This window comes from Loktanella sp. DJP18 (assembly GCF_049310965.1).
Lineage (GTDB): Bacteria > Pseudomonadota > Alphaproteobacteria > Rhodobacterales > Rhodobacteraceae > Loktanella.
Genome location: NZ_JBMERN010000004.1, coordinates 1 through 26,425 on the forward strand (window position 1 = coordinate 1; position 26,425 = coordinate 26,425).

Here is a 26,425-nt window from a genome sequence, read left to right on the forward strand (position 1 = left end):
CATCATCCCGATCAGCTATCCCGTCACGCCCGGCCACGAATGGGTGGGCGAGGTCGTCGAGGTCGGGGCCAACGTGAAGGGCCTGACGGTCGGCGACCGCGTCGTCGGCGAATGCGTGATCCGCACGCCTGACCGCATCCACCACTTCGGCTTTTCCATGGACGGTGCCAACCGCAAATATTTCGCCGCCCGCCCCGAGTGGCTGCACAAGTTGCCCGACGGTGTCGATGATGCCAAGGGTGCCCTGATCGAACCGTTCACCTGCGGCTATTACGCGGTCCTGCGCCACGGCGGGGTCGATGCGTCGCAGACCGTCGTGATCTCTGGAGGCGGGACCATCGGGCTTGTGTCCGCAGCGGCGGCGATCGGTATGGGCGCGCGGGTCATCGTCGTCGATCCGGTGCCCTTGCGGCGAGACATCGCGATGAAGCTGGGGGCAGACGCTGTCGTCGATCCGACCGACGGGGACCCGATCGAGGCGATCACCGAGATCACCAAAGGCGGTGCCGATCTGGTCGTCGAATGTGCGGGTCACGCGGCATCGCTGGCAAACGTCTTTGACTACGCGCGGCCTGAAGGGTTCGTGTCGATGGTCGGCATCAACATTGGCCAGAAATTCCCGGTCGAACTCGGCAAGATCCAGATCAAGGACCTGACCGTGCGCGGCTGCATCGGGTCGCCCGGTGTCTGGCCGGGGGCGATCCGGTTCCTGGAGCGCACGGGCATCGACCTGTCGCCGATCCAGACGCACAGCTTTGGCCTTGATGACGCGCTTGCGGCCTTCGAACTGGGCAAGGACCCGCAGCGGGCCGTCAAGGTCACGCTGAACATCGGCTGACGCAACTGGAAAGGGAGGGGAACGGATGACACATGCAACCAACATCTCGGCCCCTCGCATGGGCCTGACGCAGCTCCCGCTGGCGCGTGGCTTTGTCACGGTCGCGGCCTCGACCGTCGTGCTGGTCTTGCTGTGCCTGATCTTCGCGCCGTCTGCCGTGTCCTACGGCGGGCTGGCCGGCAGCCTGCCCTTTGCCGCCGTCATCGCCATCGTGGGTCTGGGTCAGATGCTGGTTGTCCAGCAGGGTGGGTTCGACCTGTCGCTTGCGGGTGGCGTGTCACTGTCCGTGGTGCTGGTCACGCACCTGCCATCGGGTGACAATGCGCAGCTTTTGCCTGCCGTGCTGATTGCCCTCGCGCTCGCCGTCGCCGCCGGATTGGCGAACGGATTTCTTGTCGGTGTCATGCGGTTGAACGCCATCGTGGCGACCATCGGCATGAACGCGATGCTGTATGGCATCGTGTTTGCCGTCTCGGGCGGCGTGCCGCGCACCACGACGCCGCTGCTCGCGCAGATCGCTGGCGGCAAGACCCTCTTCATTCCCCATGCGGTCTTGTTTGCGCTGGCCATCCTTTTCGTTGTCGCGGGCGTCATGAAGAAGACCGCCCAAGGCCGGCGGTTCGAGGTGATCGGAGCCAATCCGATGGCCGCCCATGCGGCGGGCCTGCCGGTGCGCCGCTATCAGGCGATGGCCTATGTGCTGGCGCAGCTGCATTACTGCGTGGCTGGCATCCTGATCGCAGGGATCACCCGCGAACCGACAGCCTTTCAAGGCGACGCGCTGCTGTTGCCATCCGTCGCCGTCGTCGTGCTGGCTGGCACCTCGCTGCTGGGCGGGCGGGGGTTTCCCGTCACGACGGTCATCGCCGCCGTCTTTCTGAACCTGCTCAGCCAGTTCGCGCTGACTGTCGGGGTGCCGTTTTCGGCACAGACCATCATTCAGGCCTTGGCGCTCGTCTTTGGGATCGGAGTCTATTCGATCCAGTGGCGCCGGCAATCACCCATCAAAGAAACGCCCAAAATGGAGGATACGGACAATGCTTGATAACTCACTGAAGATCGCGGTTTCGGCGCTGGCGTTGACGCTGGGGGCCACCGGTGCCATGGCGCAGGACGTGCCAAGCTGGTGTGGCCCGAACGAGGCGTCGCTGGCGCTGCTTGACGGCTTTGGCGGCAATAGCTGGCGACTGGTCACGACTGCGTCCGGCAAGGAAGAAGTTGCCAAATGCCCCAGCATCACGCAATTCGAATATGCGGACGGCCAAGGCGATACGCAAAAGGCAATCTCGGACATCAACTCGATGGTCGCGCGCGGCATCAAGGCGCTGGTCGTCTTCGGTGACGCAGGCCCCGCCGTGCTGCCCGCGCTGACCAACGCCTATCGCGCGGGGGCTATCGTGGTGCCCTACCGCGTGAACGTCGGTGGCGAGGCCGGCACCAACTACACCAAATTCATCGGTTCATCCTTCAAGGAAGACGGCGTCAATTGGGGCAACTGGATCAAGGCGCAACTGCCCGAAGGCGGCAACCTGCTGTTCATCTCTGGCCCCGCCGGCAACAGCCAGGGCGTGGACGAGCTGGAGGGGATGAAGTCGGTGCTGGACGACAGCTATGTCTTCATCAACCCCGAGCCCTTTGCCGTCACCAACTGGGACCCGTCGCTGACGCAGCAGGTCCTGTCGGCAGAAATCGCCAAGAACGACAAGATCGACATGATCGTGTCCGACTTCGGCCCCTCGCTGGTCGGCGCGCTGCCGGTGTTCAGCGAATTCGGCCGATCCATCCCAGCGATCGCCACGTCGGACGGCAATTCCCTGTCCTGCTTCTGGGCCGAAAATCACGAGGCCAACCCGGACTTCAAGCTGTTCACCGTGGCGACCGGCAATGACAACGTGCGTCTGGCCGTCCAATGGGCCGTGGCCGAGGCGACGGGCGGCACGCCGCCGACCGAGGAAATCTTCAAGGCCCCGGTCTTCGAGGATTCGGTCAGCGGCACGCCCAGCGCCGTCGATTGCCGCCCGGAACTGCCGGGGTCGATCTATCTGTCGGCGGAAATGACGGGCGAGGCTCAGGCCGCAGCTGTGGGTCAGTAAGCGCAAGACTCGGTCCGGGCGCTTCAGGTGCCCGGACCACCCCCGCGACATTCGCCAGTGCAGGACAGGACATGACCGTCGTCGACACGACCACCAGAACCGACACCCGCCACGGCACCGTCGCGGCACCGGCGCTGCGCCTGACCGGCGTAACCAAGTATTTCGCCAGCGTGGCAGCGCTTGTCGACGTATCCGTCGACATCTTTCCCGGAGAGGTCCACGCCATCCTGGGCGAGAACGGTGCCGGTAAATCGACGCTGATGAACATCATCTCGGGTGTGTTGCAGCCTTCCGCCGGCACCATCCACGTCGGGGACGTCGCGATCTCTCCCATGACGCCCGCGCGGTCTGCGGCCCTGGGCGTGTCCATCGCCTATCAGCACCCGGCTGTGTTGAACGATCTGACCGTGCTGGAAAATCTGCGCGTGGCACTGCCACAGCACGTCTTTGCAGAGGGCGACACATCAACGGCCGCGCGGCGGATGCTGGACGCCGTCGGGTTGCACGTGCCTCTGAACGCCCGCGCCGCCGACCTGACCGTGCCGCAGCGCCACCTGCTGGAAATAGCAAAGGCGCTGGCCGTGCAGCCGCGCATCCTGATCATGGACGAACCGACGGCAGCACTCGATCAGGACGCGACCGAGATGCTGTTCGCGCGCATCCGCGCACTGGCAGCGCAAGGCACCGCCGTCATCTACATCACCCATCGCATGGCCGAGTTGCGGCAGATCGCGGACCGCGTGACCGTGTTGCGCGATGGTCGTCTGCGCGGCACGGCGCGCGTCGCGGACGTCACCGATCGCGACCTGCTCGACATGATCGTCGGGCGATCGCTCGTTTCTGCGTTTCCGCCGAAAGCCGACAATACCGACGCCAGCATCAACTTTGCCGTCAAGGGACTAACCGGTCGGAACTTTGCCGACGTCAGCTTTGAAGTGGGTCGGGGCCGGATTATCGGGATAGCCGGCGTGGACGGCAACGGGCAGGCCGAACTGATGCGTGCACTGGCGGGCCTGTTGCCGTTTTCCGGGCAGGTCCTGCTGAACGGCACCGTACTGAAGGCGGACGCCTTGTCGCGCACCGCGGCCTACATGCCCGCCGACCGGCACGAGGAAGGGCTCGCCACCGATCTGACCGTGCGAGAGAACGCGACGTTTTCCGCTCTCGACCGTTTTGCCAGCGGCGGCGTCCTGAACCGGGGCCGCGAACGGGCGGCGGTGCAGGACATCTTTGCCCAGCTTGCCGTCAAGACGCCGGGGTTGGAGGCCAAGGTCCTGTCCCTGTCGGGGGGTAACCAGCAAAAGATCGTCATGTCCCGCGCGCTGCTGTCGCAGCCCGGCTACATCATCGCGGACCAGCCGACGCAGGGCGTCGACGTCGGTGCCCGGTTCGAGATCTACCGTATCCTGCGCGAAGTCTCTGCCGCCGGCACGCCGGTCATCGTCAATTCGTCGGACGCGGCCGAACTCGAAGGGCTGTGTGACACCGTCGTCGTCATGTCGCGCGGGCGCGTGACGGAGGTCCTGCACGGCGACGCGATCACCGAAGAACGGATCGTCGGTGCCGCCGTGCAGGCCGAGGCACACGCCCCGCACGTCGGAGAACCCACTGCGCAGGTGCGACAGGCCCGTGCCGGCTGGCGGCATCTGGTGCAATCCGACAATGCGACCGCAATTCCGCTGGCAGCGGTCATCGTGCTGCTGGGACTTTACGTGTTCGGACAGAACGCGAACTACCTGTCGGCATTCAACATCTCGAATATCCTGCTGCTGGCGACGGCGCTGGGCTTCATCGCGATGGGACAGACCGTCGCGCTGCTGATGGGCGGGATCGACCTGTCGGTTGGGCCACTGGCGGGGTTCCTTGTCGTCGTGGGCTCGTTCTTCATCAACGACGGTCAAGCCGTGCCGACGATCGCGCTAGGCTTCGTGCTGATGTTCGCCTGCGCCGCCGTCGTGGGGGCCGTGAACGGCAGCCTGATGCGCTACGCCAACTTCACGCCCATCGCGGCGACGCTGGCGATGTATATCGGCCTGCAGGGCCTCAGCTTTGTGCTGCGCGACGGACCGGGGGGCTATATCAACTTCACCGTCATGGACTGGCTGACGTGGAAGCTGGGGCCGATTCCAGTCGCGTTCATCGTTTTGATAGCCGTGGCGTTGGTCGGTGAAACGGTACTGCGCCGCGCCCGTGGCGGCTGGCAATTGCGCGCCGTCGGATCGGATGAAGGGGCCGCCCGCCGCCTTGGCGTCCGCGTCGATCGTGTCTTCATCGCCGGCTACATCCTCGTCTCGCTGTTGACGGCCTGCGGTGCCGTCATGCTGATGGCGCAGATCGGCGTCGGCGATCCGGCGCAGGGCATCAACTATACCCTGTCCAGCATCACGGCGGTCGTGCTTGGCGGCACCAGTCTGCGCGGTGGGCGCGGCACCTTCGTCGGCACGATCCTGGGGGCCGTGCTGCTGACGGAAGTGCTGAATGCGGTGTCTTTCCTCGGGCTGTCACAGGCGTATCAATACTTCTTTCAAGGCGCGCTGATCGTGGTGGCGGCTTTGATCTACGCCACCGCCCGCAGCCGGGCCGAGGTGCCGACGTGATGCGTGATTTCGTCTATCAGGCCGCCCCGTCGCGGGTGATCTTCGGTCCCGGCACGCTGGCGCAGGTCGGCGCTGAGATCGAGCGGCTGGGATGCACGCGGGCGCTTCTGCTCTCGACCTCGTTTCAGGCGGCGGACCTCGCGGCGCTGGCCCATCAGCTTGGCCCGCTGGCGGCCGGCAGCTTTACCCAAGCCACGATGCATACGCCCGTCGCGGTGACGCAGTCCGCGCTGGCCGCCTATGACGCCTGCGGCGCGGATTGCATCGTGGCGCTGGGCGGCGGGTCGACCATCGGTCTGGGCAAGGCCATCGCGTTCCGCAACGACGCAGCCCAGATCGTCATTGCCACGACCTACGCCGGATCAGAGGTGACGGATATCCTGGGCCAGACCGAGGACGGCACCAAGACGACGATCCGCGACCCGAAGATCAGGCCGGAGGTCGTGATCTACGACCCGACCCTGACCACTGGCCTGCCCGTGGCCATGAGCGTGGCCAGCGGTCTGAATGCGATGGCCCACGCGGTCGAGGGGCTTTACGCGCCCGACGCCAACCCTGTGACATCGCTGCTGGCCGTCGAAGGCATCCGCGCGTTGAAAGAGGCTCTGCCTGCCATCGTCAGCAACCCCACCGACATCGGCGCCCGCAGCGACGCACTCTACGGCTCCTGGCTGTGCGGGGTCGTGCTGGGATCCGTTGCCATGTCGCTGCATCACAAGCTGTGCCACACGCTAGGCGGGGCCTGCGACCTGCCGCATGCGGAAACGCACGCGACCCTGTTGCCGCACACCGCCGCCTACAATGCCAACGCCGCGCGCGACGCGCTGGCCCCCGCCGCGGCGCTGTTCGGTGGCGATCTGGCAGGTGGCTTGCACGACCTCGCCCGACAGCTCGGCGCGCCCCTTGCGCTGAAGGATCTTGGCCTTGCGCGCGGCGATCTGTCCCGCGTTGCCGATCTGGCAGTCAGTAACCCCTACGCCAATCCGCGCGCCGTCACCCGCGACGGCATCCACGCGCTGCTGACGCGGGCCTTTGATGGCGCGCGCCCCGAAAGCTGACCTGAAAGGCCACTTCATGTCCGATCCCGCCGTCGCCTATTTCAATGAAAGGGAGTCTGTCGCCACCGTCACGGCGCGCGTGGGTGACGGCACCAACCCGCGCCTGGCCCGCGTGATGAACGCCCTTGTCTCGCACCTGCACGCCTTCATCAAGGATGTGGAACTGACGCAGGACGAATGGGCACAGGCGGTCGCATTCCTGACGAAGACCGGACAGATGTGCGACGGCAACCGGCAAGAGTTCATCCTGCTGTCGGACGTGCTGGGCGTGTCGATGCTGGTCGATGCGATCAATAACCGACGCCCCGACGGCGCAACCGAGAATACGGTCCTTGGCCCGTTCCACGTTGACGGCGTGCCCGAATATCCGATGGGCACGAACATCAGCAAGGACGGCGTCGGCGAAAGTTGCCTGTTCGAGGGGCGCGTCACCGACCTGACCGGCACCCCCGTCAAGGGCGCGCGCATCGACGTCTGGTCCGACAATGCGAACGGCTTCTACGACGTGCAGCAGCCGGACCTGCAGCCGCAGCCGAACAACCGGGGCGTTTTCGTCACCGGCGACGATGGGCGCTACTCGTTCCAAGGCATCAAGCCGGTGTCCTACCCGATCCCGGACGACGGTCCGGTCGGACAGATGCTTGGGCTTCTGGGTCGTCACCCCTACAGGCCCGCGCATATGCACTTCATCGTCAGCGCGCCGGGGCATGAAACGGTCGTCACCCATACCTTTGTGAAGGGCGATGACTATCTGACATCTGATGCCGTCTTCGGCGTGAAACGGACCCTGATCGCCGACTATGCGGCCACACCCGACGGCCCGACAATCTGGCGATCCACCTTCGATTTCGTCATGATGCCGGAGGTGCGCCGATGAAGGCCAATCCGCGCATCGCCTTCCTTGGCACCGGGGCGCAGGGTGCTTCCATCGCGGCGGATTTCACGCGTGCGGGCCTTGATGTGACCTTCATCGACCAGTGGCCGGCCCATGTAGAGGCGATGCGCCGCGATGGTCTGACCGTCCACATGCCGACCCGCACAATCCACACGCCGGTCAAGGCCCTGCACCTGTGCGAGGTGGCAGAGGTCAGGCAGCCCTTCGACCTCGTGTTCCTTGTGGTAAAGGCCTACGACACCCGCTGGGCCACCGAACTGATCAAGCCGGTGCTGGCCGCTGACGGTTTTGTCGTCGGGTTGCAGAACGGCATGACGCATGAGGATATCGCGTCCATCGTCGGGCGCGGACGCACCATCGGTGCCGTGATCGAGATCGCGTCGAACATGTGGACGCCCGGCGTGACCACACGGCAGAACGACCACGACGAAAGCTGGTTCGCGCTGGGCGCGCTTGACCCTGACAAGCAGCCAGAGGTCGAAGAGGTCGCGACGCTGTTGCGCCACGCGGGCAGGGTCGAGGTCACGGACGACATCCGCTCTGCCAAGTGGATGAAGCTGGTCGTCAATGCGGCAGAGCTTATCCCCTCGGCCATCATTGACACGGCACTGAACGACGCGGCGCGTCTGCCTGGCATGCTCGACCTGATGCGCAGGGCCGGCTACGAGGCGATGGAGGCCGCCTTGGCAGACGGTGCCACGATCATGCCGATCATCGGCATGCCCCCGGTAATGAGCAACCATCCGGAGCGCTACGTGGACGAAATCTTCGACGAGGTGCTCAAGACCTTCTCGCGCGAGGATACGCTGACGACCTCTTTGCAGGACTGGCGCAAGGGCCGCCGAGCCGAGATCGACGAAGTCAATGGATGGGTGGTCAAGACGCTGGCCGACCATGGCAGGTCCGCCCCGGTCAATGCCCATGTTGTGCAGTTGGCCTTCGAGATCGAAGCCGGACGACGTGTGTTGACGCGGGACAACCGAGACGATCTCGTGTCCGCGCGCGGTGCGCCTGCGTCGACGATGTGACTACGGCAAATCCCGGCAATTTTACCGGATTCTCGTATGTCACTCCGCCAAGCCGAATTATCGCCCGCCCGCCCTCCGATTTCGGAGCAACCAGACCGGTGCATCCGGTCTTTCCTGTGTCCTCCAGACACTTGGCCAAGTACCTTCCCCCCAGTTCGGAGGGGGCTCAAGAAGTGAGTATTTTGTTAATTTTGCCCATGCGACCGTGGGTTGTTAATTTTTCATTAACCATTCACAGGGAAATGTGACCGTGGGACATAAGTGGATCATAGACGTTCTGGCCGATTTGGAGTCCTTCGCGTGCAAGAACGGCCTGCCTCTCGTGGCGGACCGGATGCGCGAAGCCGCGATCGTGGCATCGGCAGAAATCGCGTCGTCGTCCGAGGGGCCCTTGGGCCATGTGCGCTACGATGCGGAATACGCTGAACCGCTTTTTGCAGGAGCTGGAAACTACCGACCGTCTTGACCAGATACAGGGCCTGATCATGTCACTGCGGGACGTGCTGCGGGTCGATCACGTCGTCTATCACTGGATCAGCGTCGATGGAGAACAGTATGGATTTGGCACCTATAGCCCGGATTGGGCGCAGCGTTATCAGGATCAGGAATACATCCGCGTCGACCCGGTCGTGCTCGGCAGCTTTCAACGATTTCATCCGGTCGACTGGAAGCGGGTGGATTGGACCTCCAAGGCGGCGCGCGCGTTTCGATCGGATTCGCTGGCGCATGGGGTCGGCAATCAGGGATATTCCATCCCGATCCGTGGCCCGAACGGTCAGTTCGCCATGTTCACCGTCTCGCACACCTGTACCGATGCAGAGTGGGAGGAGTTCACCCTGTCGTCACAGCGCGATATGATCGTCATTGCCCACTACCTCAACGCGAAGGCACTTCAACTGGAAAAGGGGCGATCCCCCGATGCCGTGCGTCCCCTTTCGCCAAGAGAGGTCGATGCCCTGACGTTTCTCGCGATGGGCTATTCCCGGTCCCAGGCGGCGGACATGCTTGCGATTCCCGAACATACGCTGCGGGCCTACATCGAAAGCGCGCGTCACAAGCTGGGGGCCTCCAACACCGTTCATGCGGTGGCGCGTGCCATGTCTGAAGGTCTGATCGTCGTCGGTGGGGCCGCCCGCGAGGCGCAGGGGGGCTGGCCGGGGCGGCTGGCCGTTGCGGGTGTTGCGTCGGCAGGCTGACCCTGCGCGCGCACCAGCGCAACTTGATTAGCTACGTCCGTCGCAGGTTCTGTCATGAATATGACAGGATACTTCACCATGATCCGCTACATCTCTGCCGACGACCTGCGTCACCATCCCGACCTGCGGGCCACCATGCATCGTGACCGTGCGGTTCAGTTCCGGGACCGCTTGAAATGGGAGGTCACCGTCGACGCGGCAGGGTGGGAGACGGACGCATATGACGCGCTGAACCCGCTTTATGTGATCTGGGAACCGACCCCCGGCGTGCACGGCGGGTCGATGCGGTTTCTGCCGATGTCGGGGCGCACGATGGTCACCGACCACTTCTCTGCGTTGATGCCGCATCCGATCACAACCCCGTTGATCTGGGAATGCACGCGCTTCTGCCTGGCGCCCGATGCGGGCCCCCGGGTCGCGGGGCTGTTGATGCTGGCTGGCGGAGAGTTGATGCGCGCCTTTGCCCTGACCCACCTGCTGGGTGTCTTCGACGCGCGGATGATCCGCATCTACAACGCCATCGGGGCAGCACCAGAGGTGCTGGGCCGCAGCGGCAGCGGTCGCGACGCAATCAGTGTCGGCCTCTGGCCCTACCGCGCGGATGACCGGCTGCGCGTCCTGCGCCGGGCCGGCGTGTCGTCCGAAATCTCGGAGGCGTGGTTCGCGCGGTCCTTTGGCCACACGCTTGCCGCTGGACCTGTGCAAATCGCCGCCTGAGGGTCTGGCAGGGGCGGGCGGGGCCGGGTAGGGTCGCGCCATGAATGCCCCCGCCACCATCACCTTTTCCGACGATCAGGCCGCCGCCTGGGACAGCGTCACGCTGGCACTGCGGCAGGCCGGTGTCGACCTGACCGACGATCTGCTGCAACCGCCGCAAACCGACGTCAGCGAGGTTCTGGCGGTCATCGGCAAGGCGGGCAGCGGCAAGACGATGCTGCTGGCGGCACTTTACCGCGCGCTGGAAACGGCAGGCGTCGACATCGTGTCCGGTGATTACGAAGGCAAGAAGCGGCAGAATCGCCGGACGCTGGCAATCCTTGCCCCGACGAACAAGGCCGCGTCGGTTTTGCGCAACCGCGGCGTGCCCGCGACGACGATCCACCGCATCCTTTACACTCCGGTCTATGATCCCCAGTTCGAAAAGGTCGCGGAATGGCTGGCCGGGCAGGGGGAACGGCCTGCGGTCGAACAGTTGACCGACGTGGCACTTGACCGCGCCTGGGCGTCCTATCAGGGGCACAAATCCGTCCCCGCAGCCCTTGCTGCCGCGGGCCTGCGCGGCAGCGATTTCATCACCGGATGGAAGCGGCGCGAAGAGCCGCTGGACATCGGCTTTGTCGATGAATCCTCGATGCTGGACGCCAAGCAGTTCGAGGATCTCAAGGAAATCTTTCCGACGCTTCTGCTGTTCGGTGATCCGGCGCAATTGCCGCCCGTCCAGTCGTCGGGCGGCATGGTGTTCGAGACGTTGCCTGAAAAGCGTGTCCTGACGCTGAGCCGCATCCATCGCCAAAGCGCCGACAATCCGATCCTCGATCTGGCTCATGCGCTGGCCGATCCGATGCTGGACTTCTATCATTTCGAACGGATGGTGACCGAGGCTGCCGAAAAGGACGAACGTGTCGTCGTCGCCCAGCGGGTCGAGGCGGACCTGATGGCCCGCTCGCCTTGCCTCGTCTGGACGAACAAGACGCGCATCCGCTTGATCCATGCCTTCCGCGCCGCGTTTGACGCGCCCGCTGACAGCCTTTTGCCAGGAGAGCCGTTGATCTGCGACGGGATCGAATTGCCGATTAAGCATCGCAAGAAGCGGCTGGACCTGGAGGCGCGCGGCCTGATCAAGGGCGCACAGGTCATCTACCTTGGGCCGGGCAAGCGGCCCGGCTTCAGTCGGCTGCATGTGCTGGGGGCGATCGACCCGCAGATGTCCGCCGCCAGCATCGTCAAGATCGAACTGGAAGGGAACGACGAACCCTTCATCCCCTTCGCGGCCAAGATGGGCGCGACCTTTCTGCATGGGGCGGCTGTGACAATCCACAAGGCACAGGGGTCACAGTGGGACACGGTGCAGGTCTTTGCCCCGGATATCGAGATGGCGTCCCGCATGGGTCGAGTCGAGGCCGGGCAACCGCTGTGGAAACGTCTTGCCTATGTCGCGATCACGCGGGCCGAGACGCAATTGCGCTGGGTCGTGCGCAACCGGCTGGCAAAGCCTACGGACCCGTTCCTGCATGTCGACGATCTGGATGCCGGACCGGCCCCGCTGACGCTGACGGTGCAGTCGGACGAGGATTAGCGCTTCAGCGCCGCAGCCCCCGCTGATGCCGCCCACCCCGCCGCCACGGCAATGATCAGCGACAGCAGACCATACAGGAACGGCTGCACATGGGCGAGGTTGTAAAGCCAGCGTTCCAGCCCGACCTTCTGCACCGGAATGACGGTGCTTTGCGTATCGATGATCCGACCGCCCCGCGTCAGAAAGATGCGGGCCAGATAGTCGCCCTCGATCAGGTTCGCGGGCAGGCGAAAGGACGCACGGAACAGGGTATCCTGTTCCAGATCGACGGCACCTTCGTTCATCTGGAACAGCGACTCCTTGGCCCGGATGCGGATCAACGCATCGGTGAACGCCCCGCTGTCGGACACCGTGGCCCCGACGGACCGGATCGCGCGGGGAATCGTGATTTCGTTGCGCAGGTCTTCGGTATCGCGCAGCACTTCGTTCAGCGGGCCGCTGGTCGCCACGGCATAGAACGACGGGGCGCGGTCGACCTCGACCTCTGCCGTATTGATCCAGATGCCCAGCTGCCGCGACTTGCGGTAGACCGAAACCTCCTGATCGGGACCGGCGACCGCGATGATCACGCCAAGCGCGCCACTGTCCACCGGTTCCGGTGCCGTGCGACTGACAGCGCCGAAGATCAGGATGTCGGACCCGTCGAAACTGGCGGTGATCGACACGGAATCCTGACTGAGCCCCAGCACGATGCTTTCGGCCCGCAGGGGACTGGCCAGGACCAGCAGAAGGAGGGCCACCCACCGCATCACACCTCTCCCGCCGCCTTCAGGGAATAAAGCTCTGACGGTTGCAGCAGCAGGTCCAGCCCCAGCTTGCCGCAGACCAGCAGGACGAGGATCGCAAGCAGGATGCGCAGGCTTTCTGCGCGCAGCTTCAGCCCGATGCGGGTGCCGATCTGCGCGCCGATGACGCCGCCGACGATCAGCAGCAGGGCCAGCATGATATCGACGGTGTAGTTCGTCGTCGCATGCAGCATCGTCGTGTAGGAAGTGACGAAGATGATCTGGAACAACGACGTGCCGATGACGACCTTGGTCGGCATCCCCAACAGATAGATCATCGCGGGCACCATGACGAAACCGCCACCGACGCCCATGATCGCCGACAGGATGCCTACCAGAACGCCGACGAGCAGCGGCGGAATGACCGAGATGTAAAGACCCGAGACCCGGAACTTGACCTTCAGCGGCAGATTATGGACCCAGTAATGATGCTTGCGCGGCTTGCGCGCACCGCCGGGACGACGCGACTTGATGATGGCATTGACGCTTTCGATCAGCATCAGTCCGCCAATGACGCCCAGAAAGACGACGTAGAACAGGCTGACCAACAAATCGACCTGCCCGAGTTCGCGCAGCGTGTTGAAGATCACGAGGCCCAGCGACGACCCCACGAGGCCGCCGATAAGCAGCACGACGCCCATCCGCAGATCGACCGTGCGCCGCTTCAGATGCGCCAGCAGCGCGGAAAAGGACGACGCGACGATCTGGTTGGTCGACGTGGCAACCGCCACTGCGGGAGGGATGCCGACAAAGAACAGCAGCGGCGTGATCAGGAACCCGCCGCCCACGCCGAACATGCCCGACAACACGCCCACGAGGCCGCCCAGCCCGAGGATCAGGAAAACGTTGACCGAAATCTCGGCGATGGGCAGGTAAAGTTGCATCGAGTGTCCCGTGGGGGATGCGCCGCCTTACAAGACTGCGGATCGGCACCGGTGTCAAACCGTTCGGTCAGCGTTCCTTGACGTAGGGCTCTCCACCCGCCTTGGGTGGGATCGCCTTGCCGACGAACCCGGCCAGGATCACCACTGTCAGGATATAGGGCAAGGCATCCAGAAGCTGGGTCTGCACGTTGAAGCCAACGGTGCGCTCGATCAGGTCGGGCCGCAGCGCTAGGGCTTGCAGGAAGCCGAACAGCAGTGTCGCCCCCAGGCAAGGCCAGGGCTTCCACTTGGCAAAGATCAGCGCCGCCAGTGCGATATAGCCGCGCCCCGCGCTCATGTCCTTGGTGAAGCCGGCCTGCAATGCGGTCGCGAGGTAGGCACCGGCCAAGCCGCACAGCACACCGCAGATCGCCACAGCGGCAAAGCGCAGGCCGATGACCGAGACGCCGGCCGTGTCCACCGCCGCCGGGTTTTCGCCAACCGCGCGCAGGCGCAGGCCGAACCGCGTGGCATAGAGCACCCACCACGTCAGTGGCACGATCAGCAGGGCGATATAGACCAGCGCCGTGTGGCCCGAGATGAGTTCATAGTAGATCGGGCCGACGATTGGCACGTCGCGCACCTGATCGGCGAAGGGCAGGGTGATCGGGTTGAACCGCGCGGCCCCGGCCAGTTGCGGCGTCCGGCCACCCTGACCGAACCAGCTTTGCGCGATGACGACCGTCAGGCCCGCCGCCAGAAAGTTGATCGCGACGCCGGAAATCAGCTGATTGCCGCGAAAGGTGATGGACGCGATCCCGTGTATGGCCGATAGGGCCAACGATGCCGCGACGCCGGCCAGCAGGCCCAGCCACACGCTTCCGGTGGTGAAGGCGATGGCGGCGGAAAGGAACGCGGCGGCCAACATCTTGCCTTCAAGCCCGATGTCGAAGATGCCGGCGCGTTCCGAATAAAGGCCGGCGATGCAGGCCAACAGCAAGGGTGTCGCAAGGCGCACGGTTGAATCGAGCAGTTGCAGGAGCGTCAGCAGGTCCATGTCGTCACTCCGCCGGGGTCAGTTTGGTCTTGGGTTTTGCCGCCCGGCGCCGCGCCAGAAAGAAGCTTTCCAGCGGCATCCGCACCATGTTGTCCAGCGCGCCCGTGAACAGGATCACCAGCGCCTGAATGACGACGATCAGCTCGCGCGGGATCGACGTCCAAAGCGCCAGTTCCGCGCCGCCCTGATACAGGAACCCGAACAGGATCGCGGCCAGAAACACGCCGAAGGGGTGCGAGCGGCCCATCAGCGCTACTGCGATGCCGATGAAACCGGCCCCTTCGACGGCGTTCAGGACCAGACGCTCCGCTTCTCCCATCACGTTGTTGATCGCCATCATGCCGGCAAGGGCACCCGAAATGGCCATCGAGATCACGATGATCTTCGTCGGGCTGATGCCGGCATATTTCACCGCCGATTCCGAATGGCCGAAGGCGCGGATCTCGTAACCCAGCCGCGTGCGCCAGATCAGCGCCCAGATCACGATGCAGGCCGCGACAGCGACGAAGAAGGTGACATTGGCCGGTGCGCCGCGGAACAGGGCGTTGTCCGCTGTGGAAAACATGTCCTGAAACGACGGCAGGAACGTCGTCTCGGGAAACTTGCCGGTCGCCGGTTCCATGTTGCCCGCAGGCTTCAGCACGCCGACCAGCAGGTAGTTCAGGAAGGCTGCCGCGATGAAATTGAACATGATCGTCGTGATGACGATGTGGCTGCCGCGCTTGGCCTGCAGGACGGCCGGAATGAACGCCCAGGCGGCCCCGAAAAGCGCGGCCCCCGCCGTGGCCGCGATCAGGGCCAGCGACCAGTGCGGAAAGGGGATGTAAAGGCAGACCAGCGCCACACCCAGACCACCCAGCACCGCTTGCCCTTCGCCGCCGATGTTGAACATCCGGGCGTGAAAGGCGATGGCGACGGCAAGGCCGGTAAAGATGAAATTCGTCGCATAATAAAGCGTGTAGCCCCAACCATAGGTCGACCCCAGCGCGCCATCGACCATCAGCTTCAGCGCTTCCCACGGGTTTTCACCGATGGCGAGGATCACCAGCGCCGACAGGATCGCGGCCAACAGCAGGGAAATGATCGGGATCAGGATCACGTCGGCCCATTTCGGCATCACGTCCATGTCTCAGACCCTTTCGCCCGTGCCCGCGTGGGCCAGATTTTCCTCGATCTTTTCGACGCTGACCTCTGACGGGGCACCCGTCACGCCGGCCATCAGCATGCCAAGTTCCCGCTCGTTCGTCTGCGCCGGATCGCGTTCGCCCATCATCCGCCCGTCGAACATCACAGCGATGCGATCGGACAGGGCTAGGATTTCTTCCAGCTCCACGCTGACCAGCAGGATCGCCTTGCCCTGGTCACGCAGCGCGACGATCTGCTGGTGGATGAATTCGATGGCACCGATATCCACGCCGCGCGTCGGCTGGCCGATCAGCAGCAGGTCTGGATTGCGCTCGATTTCCCGCGCGAGGACGATCTTTTGCTGGTTGCCGCCGGAAAAGTTCTTGGCCGCCAGTTTCGGATCGGGTGGCCGCACGTCAAAGCGGGCCATCTTTTCCTCGGTATCCTGCATCATCGCCGCGTGGTTCATCAGGATGCCCGATTGATACTTCGGATCGCGATGATAGCCGAAGGCGACGTTTTCCCATGCGGCATAGTCCATGATCAGACCCTCGGCCTGACGATCCTCCGGCACATGGGCGATGCTGCGGGAGCGGCGGCTTTGAGCGTCGGATTTCGTGCCGGTCAGGTCGATCGGGTCGCCGTTCATCTGGATCGTGCCTGTCGCCTTTTCGTAACCGCCCAGCACCTCCAGCAACTCGCTTTGCCCGTTGCCGGCGACCCCGGCGATGCCCAGAATCTCTCCGGCCCGCACCTGAAAGCTGACGCCCTTCAGGCGGTGCACGCCCTTGGCATCGGTGACGTTCAGATCCTTCACGTCAAGGATCACCCGACCCGGCGTGCTGGGTTTCTTGTCGACCCGCAGCAGGACCTTGCGGCCTACCATCAGTTCCGCCAGTTCCGGCGGGCTGGTCTCGGCGGTCTTCACCGTGGCCGTCATCTCGCCGCGCCGCATGACGCTGACGGTATCGGTAATCTCCATGATCTCGCGCAGTTTGTGAGTGATCAGGATGATCGTCTTCCCCTCGCGCCGCAGGTTTTCGAGGATGCGGAACAGGTGGTCCGCTTCTGCCGGGGTCAGCACGCCGGTCGGTTCGTCGAGGATCAGGATGTCGGCGCGGCGATACAGCGCCTTGAGGATTTCGACCCGCTGCTGCATGCCCACGCCGATGTCGGCAACCAGCGCGTCCGCATCGACGTTCAGCTCGTATTCCTTGGCCAGCGCGGTCAGTTCACGCCGCGCACGGGCGAGCGATGGGCGCAGCAAGCCCGAATCCTCTGCCCCCAGGACGATGTTCTCAAGGACGGTGAAGGTTTCCACCAGTTTGAAGTGCTGGAACACCATGCCGATACCCGCCGCGATCGCGGCCTGGCTGTCAGGGATGTCGACGCGCTTGCCAGCAATGAAGATTTCGCCCGCGTCAGCCTTGTAGAATCCGTAGAGGATGCTCATCAACGTCGACTTGCCGGCGCCGTTTTCGCCGATGATACCGTGGATCGTGCCCGGCATGACGCGGATGGAAATGTCCTTGTTGGCCTGCACCGGCCCGAAGGATTTCGAGATTCCCTTGAGTTCGATGGCGGGGGCAGAGGCTGCGGCAGCAGATGTCATGCGGACAATCCTCCGGCCCCGACGAATCCGATCAGGGCAGCGATCTGACCCTCTGTCATGTGGGCGTAATAGGTACCGTGCTGGCGGGCTTCACCGTCTTCCAGAAACGCTATGACGGCGCGGTGGTGGTCGCCGTGGCCATCGGACTGCACGACGGTCGCGGTCCAGCCGACGGCGGTGGCGGTGAATTCCCCGACGTAGTCCGCCAGCGCGTCCAATGTCGTCACGTCCTGTCCCGTGCGCGGATCGGCATAGATGAAATCATCGGCCATCGCACCTGCGATCAGGTCACGGCGGCGGGTCGCGTCACCCTCGCCCCAGGCGTCGAAGAAATGCTGGATCGTGTCGGTCATGCCTGTCCCCCGATGGGCAAGAGGCCGCGCCGATGGTTCAGCGCGGCCCCGATGTCATATTGGCCTGGGACGCTTAAAACGTCAGTGCCGGGCAGGATTCGTCGGACATGTAGTCATGTACGGTGATGGAACCGTCGGCGATCCCGGCCTTGGCTTCTTCAACGGCGGCCTGCATTTCAGCGGTGATGAGGTCGGCGTTGAACTCGTCCATTGCATAGCCGACGCCGTCCTCCGCGACACCCAGCGACGCGATGCCCGGTTCGATCGCATCGCCTGCGGTGAAGGCGTCATAGACGGCGTTGTCGACGCGCTTCAACATCGACGTCAGGACCTGGCCTGGGTGCATGTAGTTCTGGTTGGCGTCGACGCCGATGCCCAGCATCTCGTTGTCCGCAGCGGCTTGCAGGACGCCGACGCCGGTACCGCCGGCCGCCTGGAACACCACATCAGAGCCTTGAGACTTCTGCGCCAGCGTCAATTCGGTGCCCTTCACCGGGTCGTTCCACGCGGCGGGGGTGGTGCCGGTCATGTTGGCAATCACGTTGATGTCCGGGTTCACGGCCTTCGCACCCTCGGCATAGCCGCAGGCGAACTTGCGGATCAGCGGGATGTCCATGCCGCCGACGAAGGACACGGTGCCGGTCTTGGACGCCATCGCGGCCAGCATGCCGACAAGGTAGGATCCTTGCTCTTCGTTGAAGACGACGGATTTCACGTTCGGTGCCTCGACCACGGCGTCGATGATGACGAACTTGGTGTCGGGATAATCGGCGGCCAGATCACTCAGTGGTGTGGCGAACGAGAAGCCGGCCATGACGATCGGGTTGGCACCGGATTCGGCGAAGCGGCGCAGCGCCTGCTCGCGCTGGGCGTCGGACTGCAGCTCGACCTCGGCAAAGGTGCCGCCAGTTTCCTCGGCCCAACGGGTCGCGCCGTTGAATGCGGATTCGTTGAACGATTTGTCGAACTTGCCGCCCAGGTCGAAGATGATTGCAGGATCGGCCAGTGCCGCACCGGCAGACAAAGCCAGCGCCGCAGTGGCACCAAGGAATTTCGTGAAGATGGTCATGTGTCGTCTCCCAAGGAACGTCAGTTGCAGACCGGGCGGTTCGCGCCGCCCGTGTTTGATGGCCTGATAAGGCAACGCCGTGTGACGGTGGTCAACCGTTTCTTTGCGGAACTTGCCTGAAGTTTTGCCAAGCGGTCAAAATTCAGGCGGTCAGATCGCGGCGCAGAACCACGGCATCGGCAGGCGGCCCGTCGACACGGTGATAATAGGCGCGACGCAGCCCCACCTGCGTGAAGTTTTCAGAGGCGTAGAGCGCGCGCGCCGCATCATTGTCGGCAGCCACCTCCAGAAACGCCGTCGCCGCACCGGCCCGCACGGCGCGGTCGCAAAATGCCGCCAGCGCAGCGCGCGCAAGGCCCTTGCGACGCCTGTCGGGATGCGTGGCGATGGTCAGGATTTCCGCCTCGTCGAAGGTCACCCGGCCCAGAACGAAGGCAGAGGTGATGCCGCACAGGATCACGCCGCGCTGCGCCAGCAGATCGGCGAACTCCACCGCGGACCACGGGCGTTCGGTCGTGAACGCCGCCCGGTGCGTGGCGGCGAGGGCGGTCGGCGTCATGGGACGATGGTGGGCGGTGCGTCGCGGGCAGGGGCAGCATCCGCAGAACGCAGATACAGCGGCGCAGGGCGATCGGGATGGTCCATGCGATAGATCGGATCGGCAGCCAGCAGGGCGATGCCTTCGACGACGCTGGCGACGGGGGTGCCGATAATCAGGCCGTGGGCATCATGCATCACCTGCGCCATATCGCCCAGCACAGCGACCTCATCCGTCCCTGTCAGGGCCAGTGCGCCGGTGAGGTCGGTAAAGACCGGCGGGGCATCGGGCCAGCCGTCATTCAGGCGTTGGGCATAGACCATGTCGCGTGGCGCGCGCAGGGTGGACAGAACCGGACCCACCGTGCCAAAGGCCTGCGCCTCCAGCACGCCGACGCCGACGGCGGGTCTGCCAAGGCCCAGCGCCAGACCGCGCGCAGCGGCCACGGACATGCGGATGCCGGTAAAGTTGCCGGGTCCGACACCGACGCCGATCAGGTCGAGGTCGGCCCAGACGAGCCCTGCCTTCGCCAGCATCTCCTCCAGCATGGGCATCAGGTGTTCGGCCTGACCACGTGCCATGTCGTCGGTGCGGGTGATGATCCGATCGCCCAGCAGCAAAGCGGCGGCGCAGTGCGCCGCCGAGGTGTCGAATGCCAGAATGTTCGGATCAGGCGGCAACAGGCCGCACCTCGGTCACTTCGGGAATATAGTGCCGCAACAGGTTCTCGATCCCCATCTTCAGGGTCAGGGTCGAGGATGGACAACCGGCGCAGGCCCCCTGCATGTGCAGATAGACGACGCCGCGTTCGAACCCGTGGAAGGTGATGTCGCCACCGTCCTGCGCCACGGCGGGCCGCACGCGGGTATCGAGCAGTTCCTTGATCTGATCCACGATGGCACTGTCCTCGCCTTCATGTGTCGCATGGCCCGAAACGGGCTTGTGGTCCTCGCCCATCACCGATTGGCCGGACTGGTAGTGTTCCATGATCGCGCCCAGCAGGGCGGGCTTGATGTGGTCCCAATCGACGGCATCCGCCTTGGTGATGGTCACGAAGTCCATGCCGAAGAACACGCCCTCCACGCCGTCGACGGCGAATAGACGTTGTGCCAGTGGGCTGGACCCTGCCGCCTCTGGCGTCGGGAAATCGGCGGTCCCCACATCCAGCACGGTCTGCCCGGGCAGGAATTTCAGCGTCGCTGGGTTCGGCGTCGATTCGGTCTGGATGAACATGATAGCCGTCCTTTTTTGTCAGGTATCAGATATGCGCCTTTCGGGCGCATCCGTCAAGGTTTGGAACCATTCTAACTCGTCTCAGGTGATCGCTTCCAGCTTTTCCTTCGACAGATCGCCCGGCACGATCGTGATCGGGATCGGCAATGTCCCCGCCTGCCGCGACAGGGCAGAGATCAGCGGTCCCGGCCCCTTGTTATCGTCGCTTGCCCCCAGAACCAGTACGCCGATCTCCGGGTCTTCGGCGATCTGCGCCATGATTTCCGGCATCGGCTCTCCCTCGCGGATGACGAGGTTCGGGTTCACGTTCTGCCGGTCGCGCATCCACTTGGCGAAGACTTCGAAATGCACCTCGATCCGCTCCCGGGCTTCCTCGCGGAATATCTCTCCGACGCCGATCCAGTGGTTGAATTCGTCCGGCGGGATGATCGACAGCACGGTGACGCCGCCACCCGTCTTGGACGCCCGCATGGCGGCGTAACGCATTGCATTCAGGCATTCGCGGCTGTCATCCAGCACGACAAGGAACTTGCGCATCTTGACCCCTCCGGTTCGGCGCATCCTGTCGGATTGCAGCGCGGCTGGCAACGGTCACAGCGTTTCGGTCGCGGCCCAGTCCCAATACATCTCGCGCACGGCCTGCGTCACCGGGCCGCTGTTGTACTGCCTGTCATCAAACGCGCTGACCGGCGTGACCTTCATCATGTTGCCCGACAGGAACACCTCGTCGACGGTGCGGAAGTCGTCGAAGGTCAGAACCGCCTCACGCACATCGTAGCCATTTGCGCGCAGGTGCGTCATGTGGCGCGCCCGCGTGATGCCGGCCAGAAAGGTGCCGTTCGGGATCGGGGTAAGGACGACGCCGTCGCGCACCATGAAGACGTTGGCGCTGGCCGTCTCGGCCACATTTCCCATCGCGTCGGCGACCAGCGCGTTGCCGAACCCCTTGGATCGCGCCTCTGCCAACATTCTGGCATTGTTGGGGTAAAGACACCCCGCCTTGGCGTTGACGACGTTGTCCTCCATGACCGGTCGGCGAAAGCGGGTGGTGGTGAGGGTCGTCGACGCCCCGGCGGCGGCCATCGGAATCGCCTCGAGGCTGATGGCGAATCCGGTGGCCCCTTCCTTCGGCACGATGCCCAGATCGCCGCCCTCCAGTGCCCAGTACATCGGCCGGATATAGACGGCAGTGTCGGGCGCGTAGGCGGCCAACCCCTCGCGCACGATCTGCACCATGTCGGCGGCATCCACGGTCGGCGTGATCATCAGCGCGGTGGCGGACCGATTCACGCGGGCGCAATGGGCGACAAGGTCGGGCACGACGCCATGGGCATAGCGGGCACCGTCAAAGACCGTGGTGCCCAGCCAGGACCCGTGATCGGCGGCCCGCATGACGGCCAGATCGCCGTCATGCCAGCGGCCCTCGAAATACGTGCGGATCTGGGTGCCGGTCGCCATGACGCTGCCTTTCGGGATGGGATCGGCGGCACCCTAGGCAAAGCGGGCAGGCGGGTAAAGGCGGCGCATCCGGGACAGGACGCGCCGCCGGGATCGCACCGGGACAGGCGGCGATCCTTCGGGAGTGCAGCCGGGGAACTGCACGGTGATCCTGACCGCCGCGGGATTCAGATTTATGACGATTCGAAATCCGGGTGTGCATCCAGCAGCGCTTGCAGATCGAACCGACTGTTCACCATGCGAAGTTGGCCCTGCGCGTCGCGTGGCCACTTTGCCGCGTCCCTGTCGACGTAAAGCTCGACACCGTTCTGGTCCGGGTCGCGCAGATAGATCGCCTCTGACACGCCGCGGTCGGCAGCGCCGTCCAGCGGAATCCCGGCGGCCAGCACCCGACGCCGAACCGCCGCCAGCGACGCGCGGTCAGGGTAAAGAAACGCCGTATGATACAGCCCCGTATGCCCCGGCGGTGGCGGCGTTGCCCCCGCGCTTTCCCAGGTATTCAGACCGATGTGGTGGTGATAGCCGCCTGCCGACAGGAACGCGGCCTGCGGGCCATAGCGTTGCGTCACCGCAAACCCCAGCACACCGGCATAGAAGGCGATGGCACGGTCGAGGTCGGCGACCTTCAGGTGAACGTGCCCGATACGTGTGGCGGCAGGTGCGAGATCAGTCATGGCAAGCACTCCTTTGACCGCAATATAAACCCGAGGTTTGCGCACAGAAGACGGTATTTCCACACGCAAGCCCTGCACCCTTGCGCAGGCCAGTCTTCTTCTGGTCAAAAATATCTCCGCCGGAGGCTGCTGCCTTCAGGCAGCGCACCTGCGCGACCGGTCGGCCTTGGCGCTGGGTCAGCGCAGAAGGCCGACGATCTCGTAGGTGCGTGCCAGGATCGGTGCGGCGATGGCGCGGGCCCGGTCGGCCCCGTCGGCAAGGATGCGGTCGATCTCGGCGGGGTCGTCCATCAGGCGTGTCATCTCTTCCGATATCGGTGCGAGCTTCGCCACGGCGAGGTCGGCAAGGGCGGGCTTGAACCGGCCCCAGCCGGCACCGGCATATTCCGAGATTACCGCTTCGGGTGTCGCATCCGACAGGGCGGCGTAGATGTCGATCAGGTTGCGCGCCTCGGCCCGGTCCTTCAGCCCGTCCAGTGTGTCCGGCAGTGGCTCCGGGTCGGTCTTGGCCTTTCGGAACTTTTTCGCGATGGTGTCGGCATCGTCGCGCATGTTGATGCGTTCCATGTCCGAATCGCCCGACTTCGACATCTTTTTCGTGCCGTCGCGCAGGTTCATCACCCGCGTTGCAGGGCCGTCGATGACCGCTTCCGTCTCGGGGAAGAAATCGATCTTGAAATCATGGTTGAACTTGGCCGCGATGTCGCGGGTCAATTCCACGTGCTGCTTCTGGTCCTCGCCCACCGGCACATGGGTCGCGTGATACAGCAGGATGTCGGCGGCCATCAGCGACGGGTAGGCGTAAAGCCCCAACGACACCTTTTCGGCGTTCGACCCTGCCTTGTCCTTGAATTGCGTCATCCGGTTCATCCAGCCGACCCGGGCGACGCAGTTGAAGATCCATGCCAGCTCTGCGTGGCCGGACACGCGGGACTGGTTGAACAGGATCGACTGCGTGGGATCCAGCCCGGCGGCAATGTAGCCTGCGGCGACCTCGCGGGTCGCATGGCTCAGTTCGCCGGGGTCCTGCCAGACGGTGATCGCATGCAGGTCGACGACGCAATAGATCGTCTCCATCTGGCCCTGCATCCCGACAAAGCGCTTGATGGCACCCAGATAGTTGCCCAGCGTCAGCCCGCCTGACGGCTTGATGCCGGAAAAGACCCTTTGCGTGAAGGCGGCGGGGGTAGGGGTGGTCTGGGTCATGGGATCATCCGGGGTGGTCAGTGGGAGCAGGGTCGCTTACCCATGCCAGAGCGGCCCCGGAACATCAACAATCGCCGCGTTCCTGCAGAAAGCCAACCGACCATGAGCGACGAACCCGCACCCTTCGAGAGCCCCTTCAACGCCATACCGCCGGTGATCCTTCTGCTAGTCATTGCCGTCGTCGCGATCGAACTGACGCTCAGTGCCGGTGCAGCGGGCCTTGTCGGCGGACCGAACGGAATCGGCTGGCGTCTGACGGCACTCAACGACTATGCGTTTTCCCCCGCCGTGCTGGACTATGTCTGGTCGCGCGGCGACACCAGTCTCGACCTGCTGAAGCGGTTCGTCACCTATGCCTTCGTGCACGGCAGCTTTACCGACGCGCTGTTCGGCGCGGCGCTGTTGCTGGCCCTGGGCAAGTTCGTGGGCGATGTCTTTTCGCCGCTGGCGACGCTGGTGGTGTTCGTGCTGGGCACCCTGGCCGGGGCGCTGGCGTTCGGCGTGTGCGTCGGCGGGGCCACGCCGCTGTTCGGGGTCTGGCCGGCGGTCTACGGGCTGATCGGCGCCTTTACCTATATCCTGTGGTTGCGGCTTGGCGCAGCCGGCCAGAACCAGATCGCCGCATTCCGCCTGATCGGTTTCCTGTTGGCGTTGCAACTCGCCTTCGGACTTCTGTTCGGGTCCAGCCCGATCTGGATCGCCGAGCTCGCGGGCTTTGTCGCAGGCTTTGCCGCATCCACCGTGCTGGCCCCGGGCGGGTGGAGCGCGCTGCTTGTGCGGCTGCGTCAAAGGTAAGGGCGGGACGCCTTCAGCGGGAGAGTTTATCTGGCCAGATGAATGCGGGTCAGCGCCGAAGCGCGCGGCGGAATTCCTGCAGTTTGAAGGCGCCGACGGCCTGTCCGATGGCAAAGTAGCTGACGATCCCGACCCCGACGAGTGCGGAAAGGGCGATGTAGCGCAGGCCCGGCGATCCGAACCAGGGGCCAAGGATCACCTGCGTCAGCCACAGGACGACGCCCATCCCGGCCGCGGCCATGATGATGCGCCAGATCCGCGCCTTGAAGCGGTCGTCGAGCGTTGCCGCCGCGCCCATGTTCCGGCTGCCACGCCACAGCAGGACGACCATCGCCCAGCCGGTCATCGTCGTGCCGAGGGCTGCGGCGATGAACCCGATGAACGGGGCAAGGCCCACGGCCAGCACAAGATTCAGGATCATCGCGATCGCGGCATAGCGAAAGGGGCTGCGGGTGTCCTCCCGCGCGAAGAACAGCGGTTGCAGCGTCTTTTGCAGTACGAAGGCAGGCAGGCCGAGGCCATAGACCGCGACCGTCAGGGCGGTTGCGGCCGTATCGTCCACCGTGAAGGCACCGCGCTGGAACAGGACGGAGACCAGCGGCAGCGGAATGACGATCAGCGCCACGGCGGCGGGAACCGTCAGCGCGAGGCTGAGTTCGGACGCCCGGTTGAATGCGTCCCGTCCCCCTGCCGTATCGCCACCGCGCAGCCGGCGCGACAGATCCGGCAGCAACACGACGCCGATGGCGATCCCCACGACACCGAGGGGCAGTTGGTAGAGCCGGTCCGCATAATTCAGCCAGGCCACGGCCCCTTCGTAGAAGCTTGCGACTTGACGACCGACCAGCAGGTTGATCTGCACGACGCCACCTGCGAGGGCGGCCGGGGCGGCGATATAGGCAAGACGCTTCAGTTCCGGTGTCATGCGGGGTCGCTTGAACCGCAGCGGATAGCCCGCGCGCGCCGCGGCCCACCAGACGACGGCCATCTGCACCATGCCCGCGAACGGCACGGACAGCGCCAGCGAATCCCCGACGCGCAGCCCCAGCGCCTGATCCAGGCCCATGCCGAGCGTATCGCTCATCGGGCGGCCCAATGCTGCGGCGAGGACGATGGTGACGATGAAGACCATGTTCAGCAGCACCGGCGCGGCTGCCGCAGCCATGAAGCGACCCGTGGCGTTCAGCACGCCCGACAGAAGTGCGGCAAGCGAGATGAACAGGATGTAGGGAAACGCGTAGCGACCGTATTCCACCGCCAGATCGAATCGCGCGTCGCCGCGAAAGCCTGCGGCCATCGCCGTCACCAGAAGCGGCATCAGGACGATGCCGAGGATCGTGAACCCGGTCAGGATCACCGCCATGCCGACAAAGGCATCCTGCGCGAAATCCTCTGCGCCTTCACCCGATTCCACCTTTTTCGAGAACATGGGGATGAACGCCATGTTGAACGCGCCCTCGGCAAAGAAACGGCGAAACAGGTTCGGCAGCGAGAAGGCGACGAGAAAGGCTTCGGCGATCGGGCCGGTGCCAAGGTAGCCCGCGATCATGATGTCGCGGACGAAGCCCATCACGCGGGACAGCAGGGTCCAGATGCCCACGGTAAAGAAGCCGGACATCAGGCGGATCGGTTTCATGGGGCGGCCCTTACGATTGC

General features: G+C 64.5%; 26 protein-coding genes and 1 pseudogene. 12 read left to right on the plus strand and 15 right to left on the minus strand.

Annotation, left to right across the window (positions count from 1 at the left end; all coding sequences use genetic code 11):
- From ACOI1H_RS01740 to ACOI1H_RS01790, 11 genes and pseudogenes are all read left to right on the plus strand, one after another.
- Positions 1-838 (plus strand): zinc-dependent alcohol dehydrogenase (locus tag ACOI1H_RS01740; protein ID WP_422434995.1); only part of this gene is annotated, 838 nt, incomplete at its 5' end.
- A 25-nt stretch (positions 839-863) separates the two neighbouring features.
- On the plus strand, positions 864-1,883 hold the full coding sequence (locus ACOI1H_RS01745; RefSeq protein WP_422434996.1) for an ABC transporter permease: 1,020 nt from the start codon (positions 864-866) through the stop codon (positions 1,881-1,883).
- Positions 1,876-2,931: a substrate-binding domain-containing protein gene (locus ACOI1H_RS01750; protein ID WP_422434997.1), complete on the plus strand. Its 1,056-nt coding sequence runs from the start codon at positions 1,876-1,878 to the stop codon at positions 2,929-2,931. The genes ACOI1H_RS01745 and ACOI1H_RS01750 overlap by 8 nt, the downstream gene beginning before the upstream one ends.
- A gap of 71 nt (positions 2,932-3,002) precedes the next feature.
- Entirely contained in the window at positions 3,003-5,528 is a 2,526-nt protein-coding gene (locus tag ACOI1H_RS01755) for an ATP-binding cassette domain-containing protein (RefSeq protein ID WP_422434998.1), read from the plus strand.
- The gene (locus ACOI1H_RS01760) at positions 5,528-6,586 is read left to right on the plus strand and encodes a maleylacetate reductase (RefSeq protein ID WP_422434999.1); all 1,059 of its coding nucleotides are present in this window, start codon (positions 5,528-5,530) and stop codon (positions 6,584-6,586) included. Before ACOI1H_RS01755 ends, ACOI1H_RS01760 begins: the two co-directional genes overlap by 1 nt.
- Before the next feature lie 115 nt (positions 6,587-6,701).
- A pseudogene (locus ACOI1H_RS01765) lies at positions 6,702-7,382 on the plus strand (dioxygenase); the annotation flags it as partial.
- 77 nt (positions 7,383-7,459) lie between these two features.
- Positions 7,460-8,509 (plus strand): ketopantoate reductase family protein, encoded by a 1,050-nt coding sequence (locus ACOI1H_RS01770; protein ID WP_422435000.1) that lies wholly within the window; start codon positions 7,460-7,462, stop codon positions 8,507-8,509.
- Positions 8,510-8,759: 250 nt separating this feature from the next.
- Positions 8,760-8,975, plus strand: a complete 216-nt coding sequence (locus ACOI1H_RS01775; RefSeq protein ID WP_422435001.1) for a hypothetical protein — start codon at positions 8,760-8,762, stop codon at positions 8,973-8,975.
- Complete coding sequence (locus tag ACOI1H_RS01780; RefSeq protein ID WP_422435002.1) at positions 8,920-9,705, plus strand: helix-turn-helix transcriptional regulator; 786 nt, start codon at positions 8,920-8,922, stop codon at positions 9,703-9,705. Before ACOI1H_RS01775 ends, ACOI1H_RS01780 begins: the two co-directional genes overlap by 56 nt.
- A 78-nt stretch (positions 9,706-9,783) precedes the next feature.
- Positions 9,784-10,422: an acyl-homoserine-lactone synthase gene (locus ACOI1H_RS01785; protein WP_422435095.1), complete on the plus strand. Its 639-nt coding sequence runs from the start codon at positions 9,784-9,786 to the stop codon at positions 10,420-10,422.
- Between the two features lie 40 nt (positions 10,423-10,462).
- Positions 10,463-12,001, plus strand: coding sequence for an ATP-dependent DNA helicase (locus tag ACOI1H_RS01790; RefSeq protein WP_422435003.1), 1,539 nt, complete (start codon positions 10,463-10,465; stop codon positions 11,999-12,001).
- On the opposite strand, the gene ACOI1H_RS01795 is transcribed toward ACOI1H_RS01790, so the two are convergent.
- From ACOI1H_RS01795 to trpS, 14 genes are all read right to left on the minus strand, one after another.
- A complete protein-coding gene (locus ACOI1H_RS01795) occupies positions 11,998-12,750 on the minus strand; it encodes a TIGR02186 family protein (RefSeq protein WP_422435004.1) in 753 nt (250 codons plus the stop codon). The genes ACOI1H_RS01790 and ACOI1H_RS01795 overlap by 4 nt on opposite strands.
- Positions 12,750-13,670 carry a sulfite exporter TauE/SafE family protein gene (locus ACOI1H_RS01800; RefSeq protein ID WP_422435005.1) on the minus strand — a complete coding sequence of 307 codons (921 nt, stop codon included), beginning with the start codon at positions 13,668-13,670 and terminating at the stop codon, positions 12,750-12,752. Before ACOI1H_RS01800 ends, ACOI1H_RS01795 begins: the two co-directional genes overlap by 1 nt.
- Positions 13,671-13,737: 67 nt before the next feature.
- Complete coding sequence (locus tag ACOI1H_RS01805) at positions 13,738-14,706, minus strand: ABC transporter permease (RefSeq protein ID WP_422435006.1); 969 nt, start codon at positions 14,704-14,706, stop codon at positions 13,738-13,740.
- 4 nt (positions 14,707-14,710) lie between these two features.
- The gene (locus ACOI1H_RS01810; protein WP_422435007.1) at positions 14,711-15,832 is read right to left on the minus strand and encodes an ABC transporter permease; all 1,122 of its coding nucleotides are present in this window, start codon (positions 15,830-15,832) and stop codon (positions 14,711-14,713) included.
- A gap of 3 nt (positions 15,833-15,835) precedes the next feature.
- Positions 15,836-17,443, minus strand: coding sequence for an ABC transporter ATP-binding protein (locus ACOI1H_RS01815; RefSeq protein ID WP_422435008.1), 1,608 nt, complete (start codon positions 17,441-17,443; stop codon positions 15,836-15,838).
- Entirely contained in the window at positions 17,440-17,796 is a 357-nt protein-coding gene (locus ACOI1H_RS01820) for a molecular chaperone GroEL (protein WP_422435009.1), read from the minus strand. The genes ACOI1H_RS01815 and ACOI1H_RS01820 overlap by 4 nt, the downstream gene beginning before the upstream one ends.
- A gap of 73 nt (positions 17,797-17,869) precedes the next feature.
- Complete coding sequence (locus tag ACOI1H_RS01825) at positions 17,870-18,865, minus strand: BMP family lipoprotein (RefSeq protein WP_422435010.1); 996 nt, start codon at positions 18,863-18,865, stop codon at positions 17,870-17,872.
- Positions 18,866-19,007: 142 nt separating this feature from the next.
- Positions 19,008-19,424, minus strand: a complete 417-nt coding sequence (locus tag ACOI1H_RS01830) for a GNAT family N-acetyltransferase (RefSeq protein WP_422435011.1) — start codon at positions 19,422-19,424, stop codon at positions 19,008-19,010.
- Positions 19,421-20,083: a tRNA (adenosine(37)-N6)-threonylcarbamoyltransferase complex dimerization subunit type 1 TsaB gene (gene tsaB / locus ACOI1H_RS01835; RefSeq protein WP_422435012.1), complete on the minus strand. Its 663-nt coding sequence runs from the start codon at positions 20,081-20,083 to the stop codon at positions 19,421-19,423. The genes ACOI1H_RS01830 and tsaB overlap by 4 nt, the downstream gene beginning before the upstream one ends.
- Positions 20,073-20,636: a NifU family protein gene (locus tag ACOI1H_RS01840; protein ID WP_422435013.1), complete on the minus strand. Its 564-nt coding sequence runs from the start codon at positions 20,634-20,636 to the stop codon at positions 20,073-20,075. The genes tsaB and ACOI1H_RS01840 overlap by 11 nt, the downstream gene beginning before the upstream one ends.
- 81 nt (positions 20,637-20,717) lie before the next feature.
- The gene (locus tag ACOI1H_RS01845) at positions 20,718-21,173 is read right to left on the minus strand and encodes a universal stress protein (RefSeq protein ID WP_422435014.1); all 456 of its coding nucleotides are present in this window, start codon (positions 21,171-21,173) and stop codon (positions 20,718-20,720) included.
- A 54-nt stretch (positions 21,174-21,227) separates the two neighbouring features.
- Complete coding sequence (locus ACOI1H_RS01850; protein WP_422435015.1) at positions 21,228-22,094, minus strand: branched-chain amino acid aminotransferase; 867 nt, start codon at positions 22,092-22,094, stop codon at positions 21,228-21,230.
- A 173-nt stretch (positions 22,095-22,267) separates the two neighbouring features.
- A complete protein-coding gene (locus ACOI1H_RS01855) occupies positions 22,268-22,768 on the minus strand; it encodes a VOC family protein (RefSeq protein ID WP_422435016.1) in 501 nt (166 codons plus the stop codon).
- 177 nt (positions 22,769-22,945) lie between these two features.
- Entirely contained in the window at positions 22,946-23,974 is a 1,029-nt protein-coding gene (trpS, locus tag ACOI1H_RS01860) for a tryptophan--tRNA ligase (protein WP_422435017.1), read from the minus strand.
- 102 nt (positions 23,975-24,076) lie between these two features.
- On the opposite strand from trpS, the gene ACOI1H_RS01865 reads away from it, so the two are divergent.
- Positions 24,077-24,769, plus strand: coding sequence for a rhomboid family intramembrane serine protease (locus ACOI1H_RS01865; protein WP_422435018.1), 693 nt, complete (start codon positions 24,077-24,079; stop codon positions 24,767-24,769).
- A 49-nt stretch (positions 24,770-24,818) separates the two neighbouring features.
- Here ACOI1H_RS01865 and murJ read toward each other — a convergent pair whose 3' ends face one another.
- On the minus strand, positions 24,819-26,405 hold the full coding sequence (gene murJ / locus ACOI1H_RS01870; RefSeq protein WP_422435019.1) for a murein biosynthesis integral membrane protein MurJ: 1,587 nt from the start codon (positions 26,403-26,405) through the stop codon (positions 24,819-24,821).
- Positions 26,406-26,425: the final 20 nt, after the last annotated feature.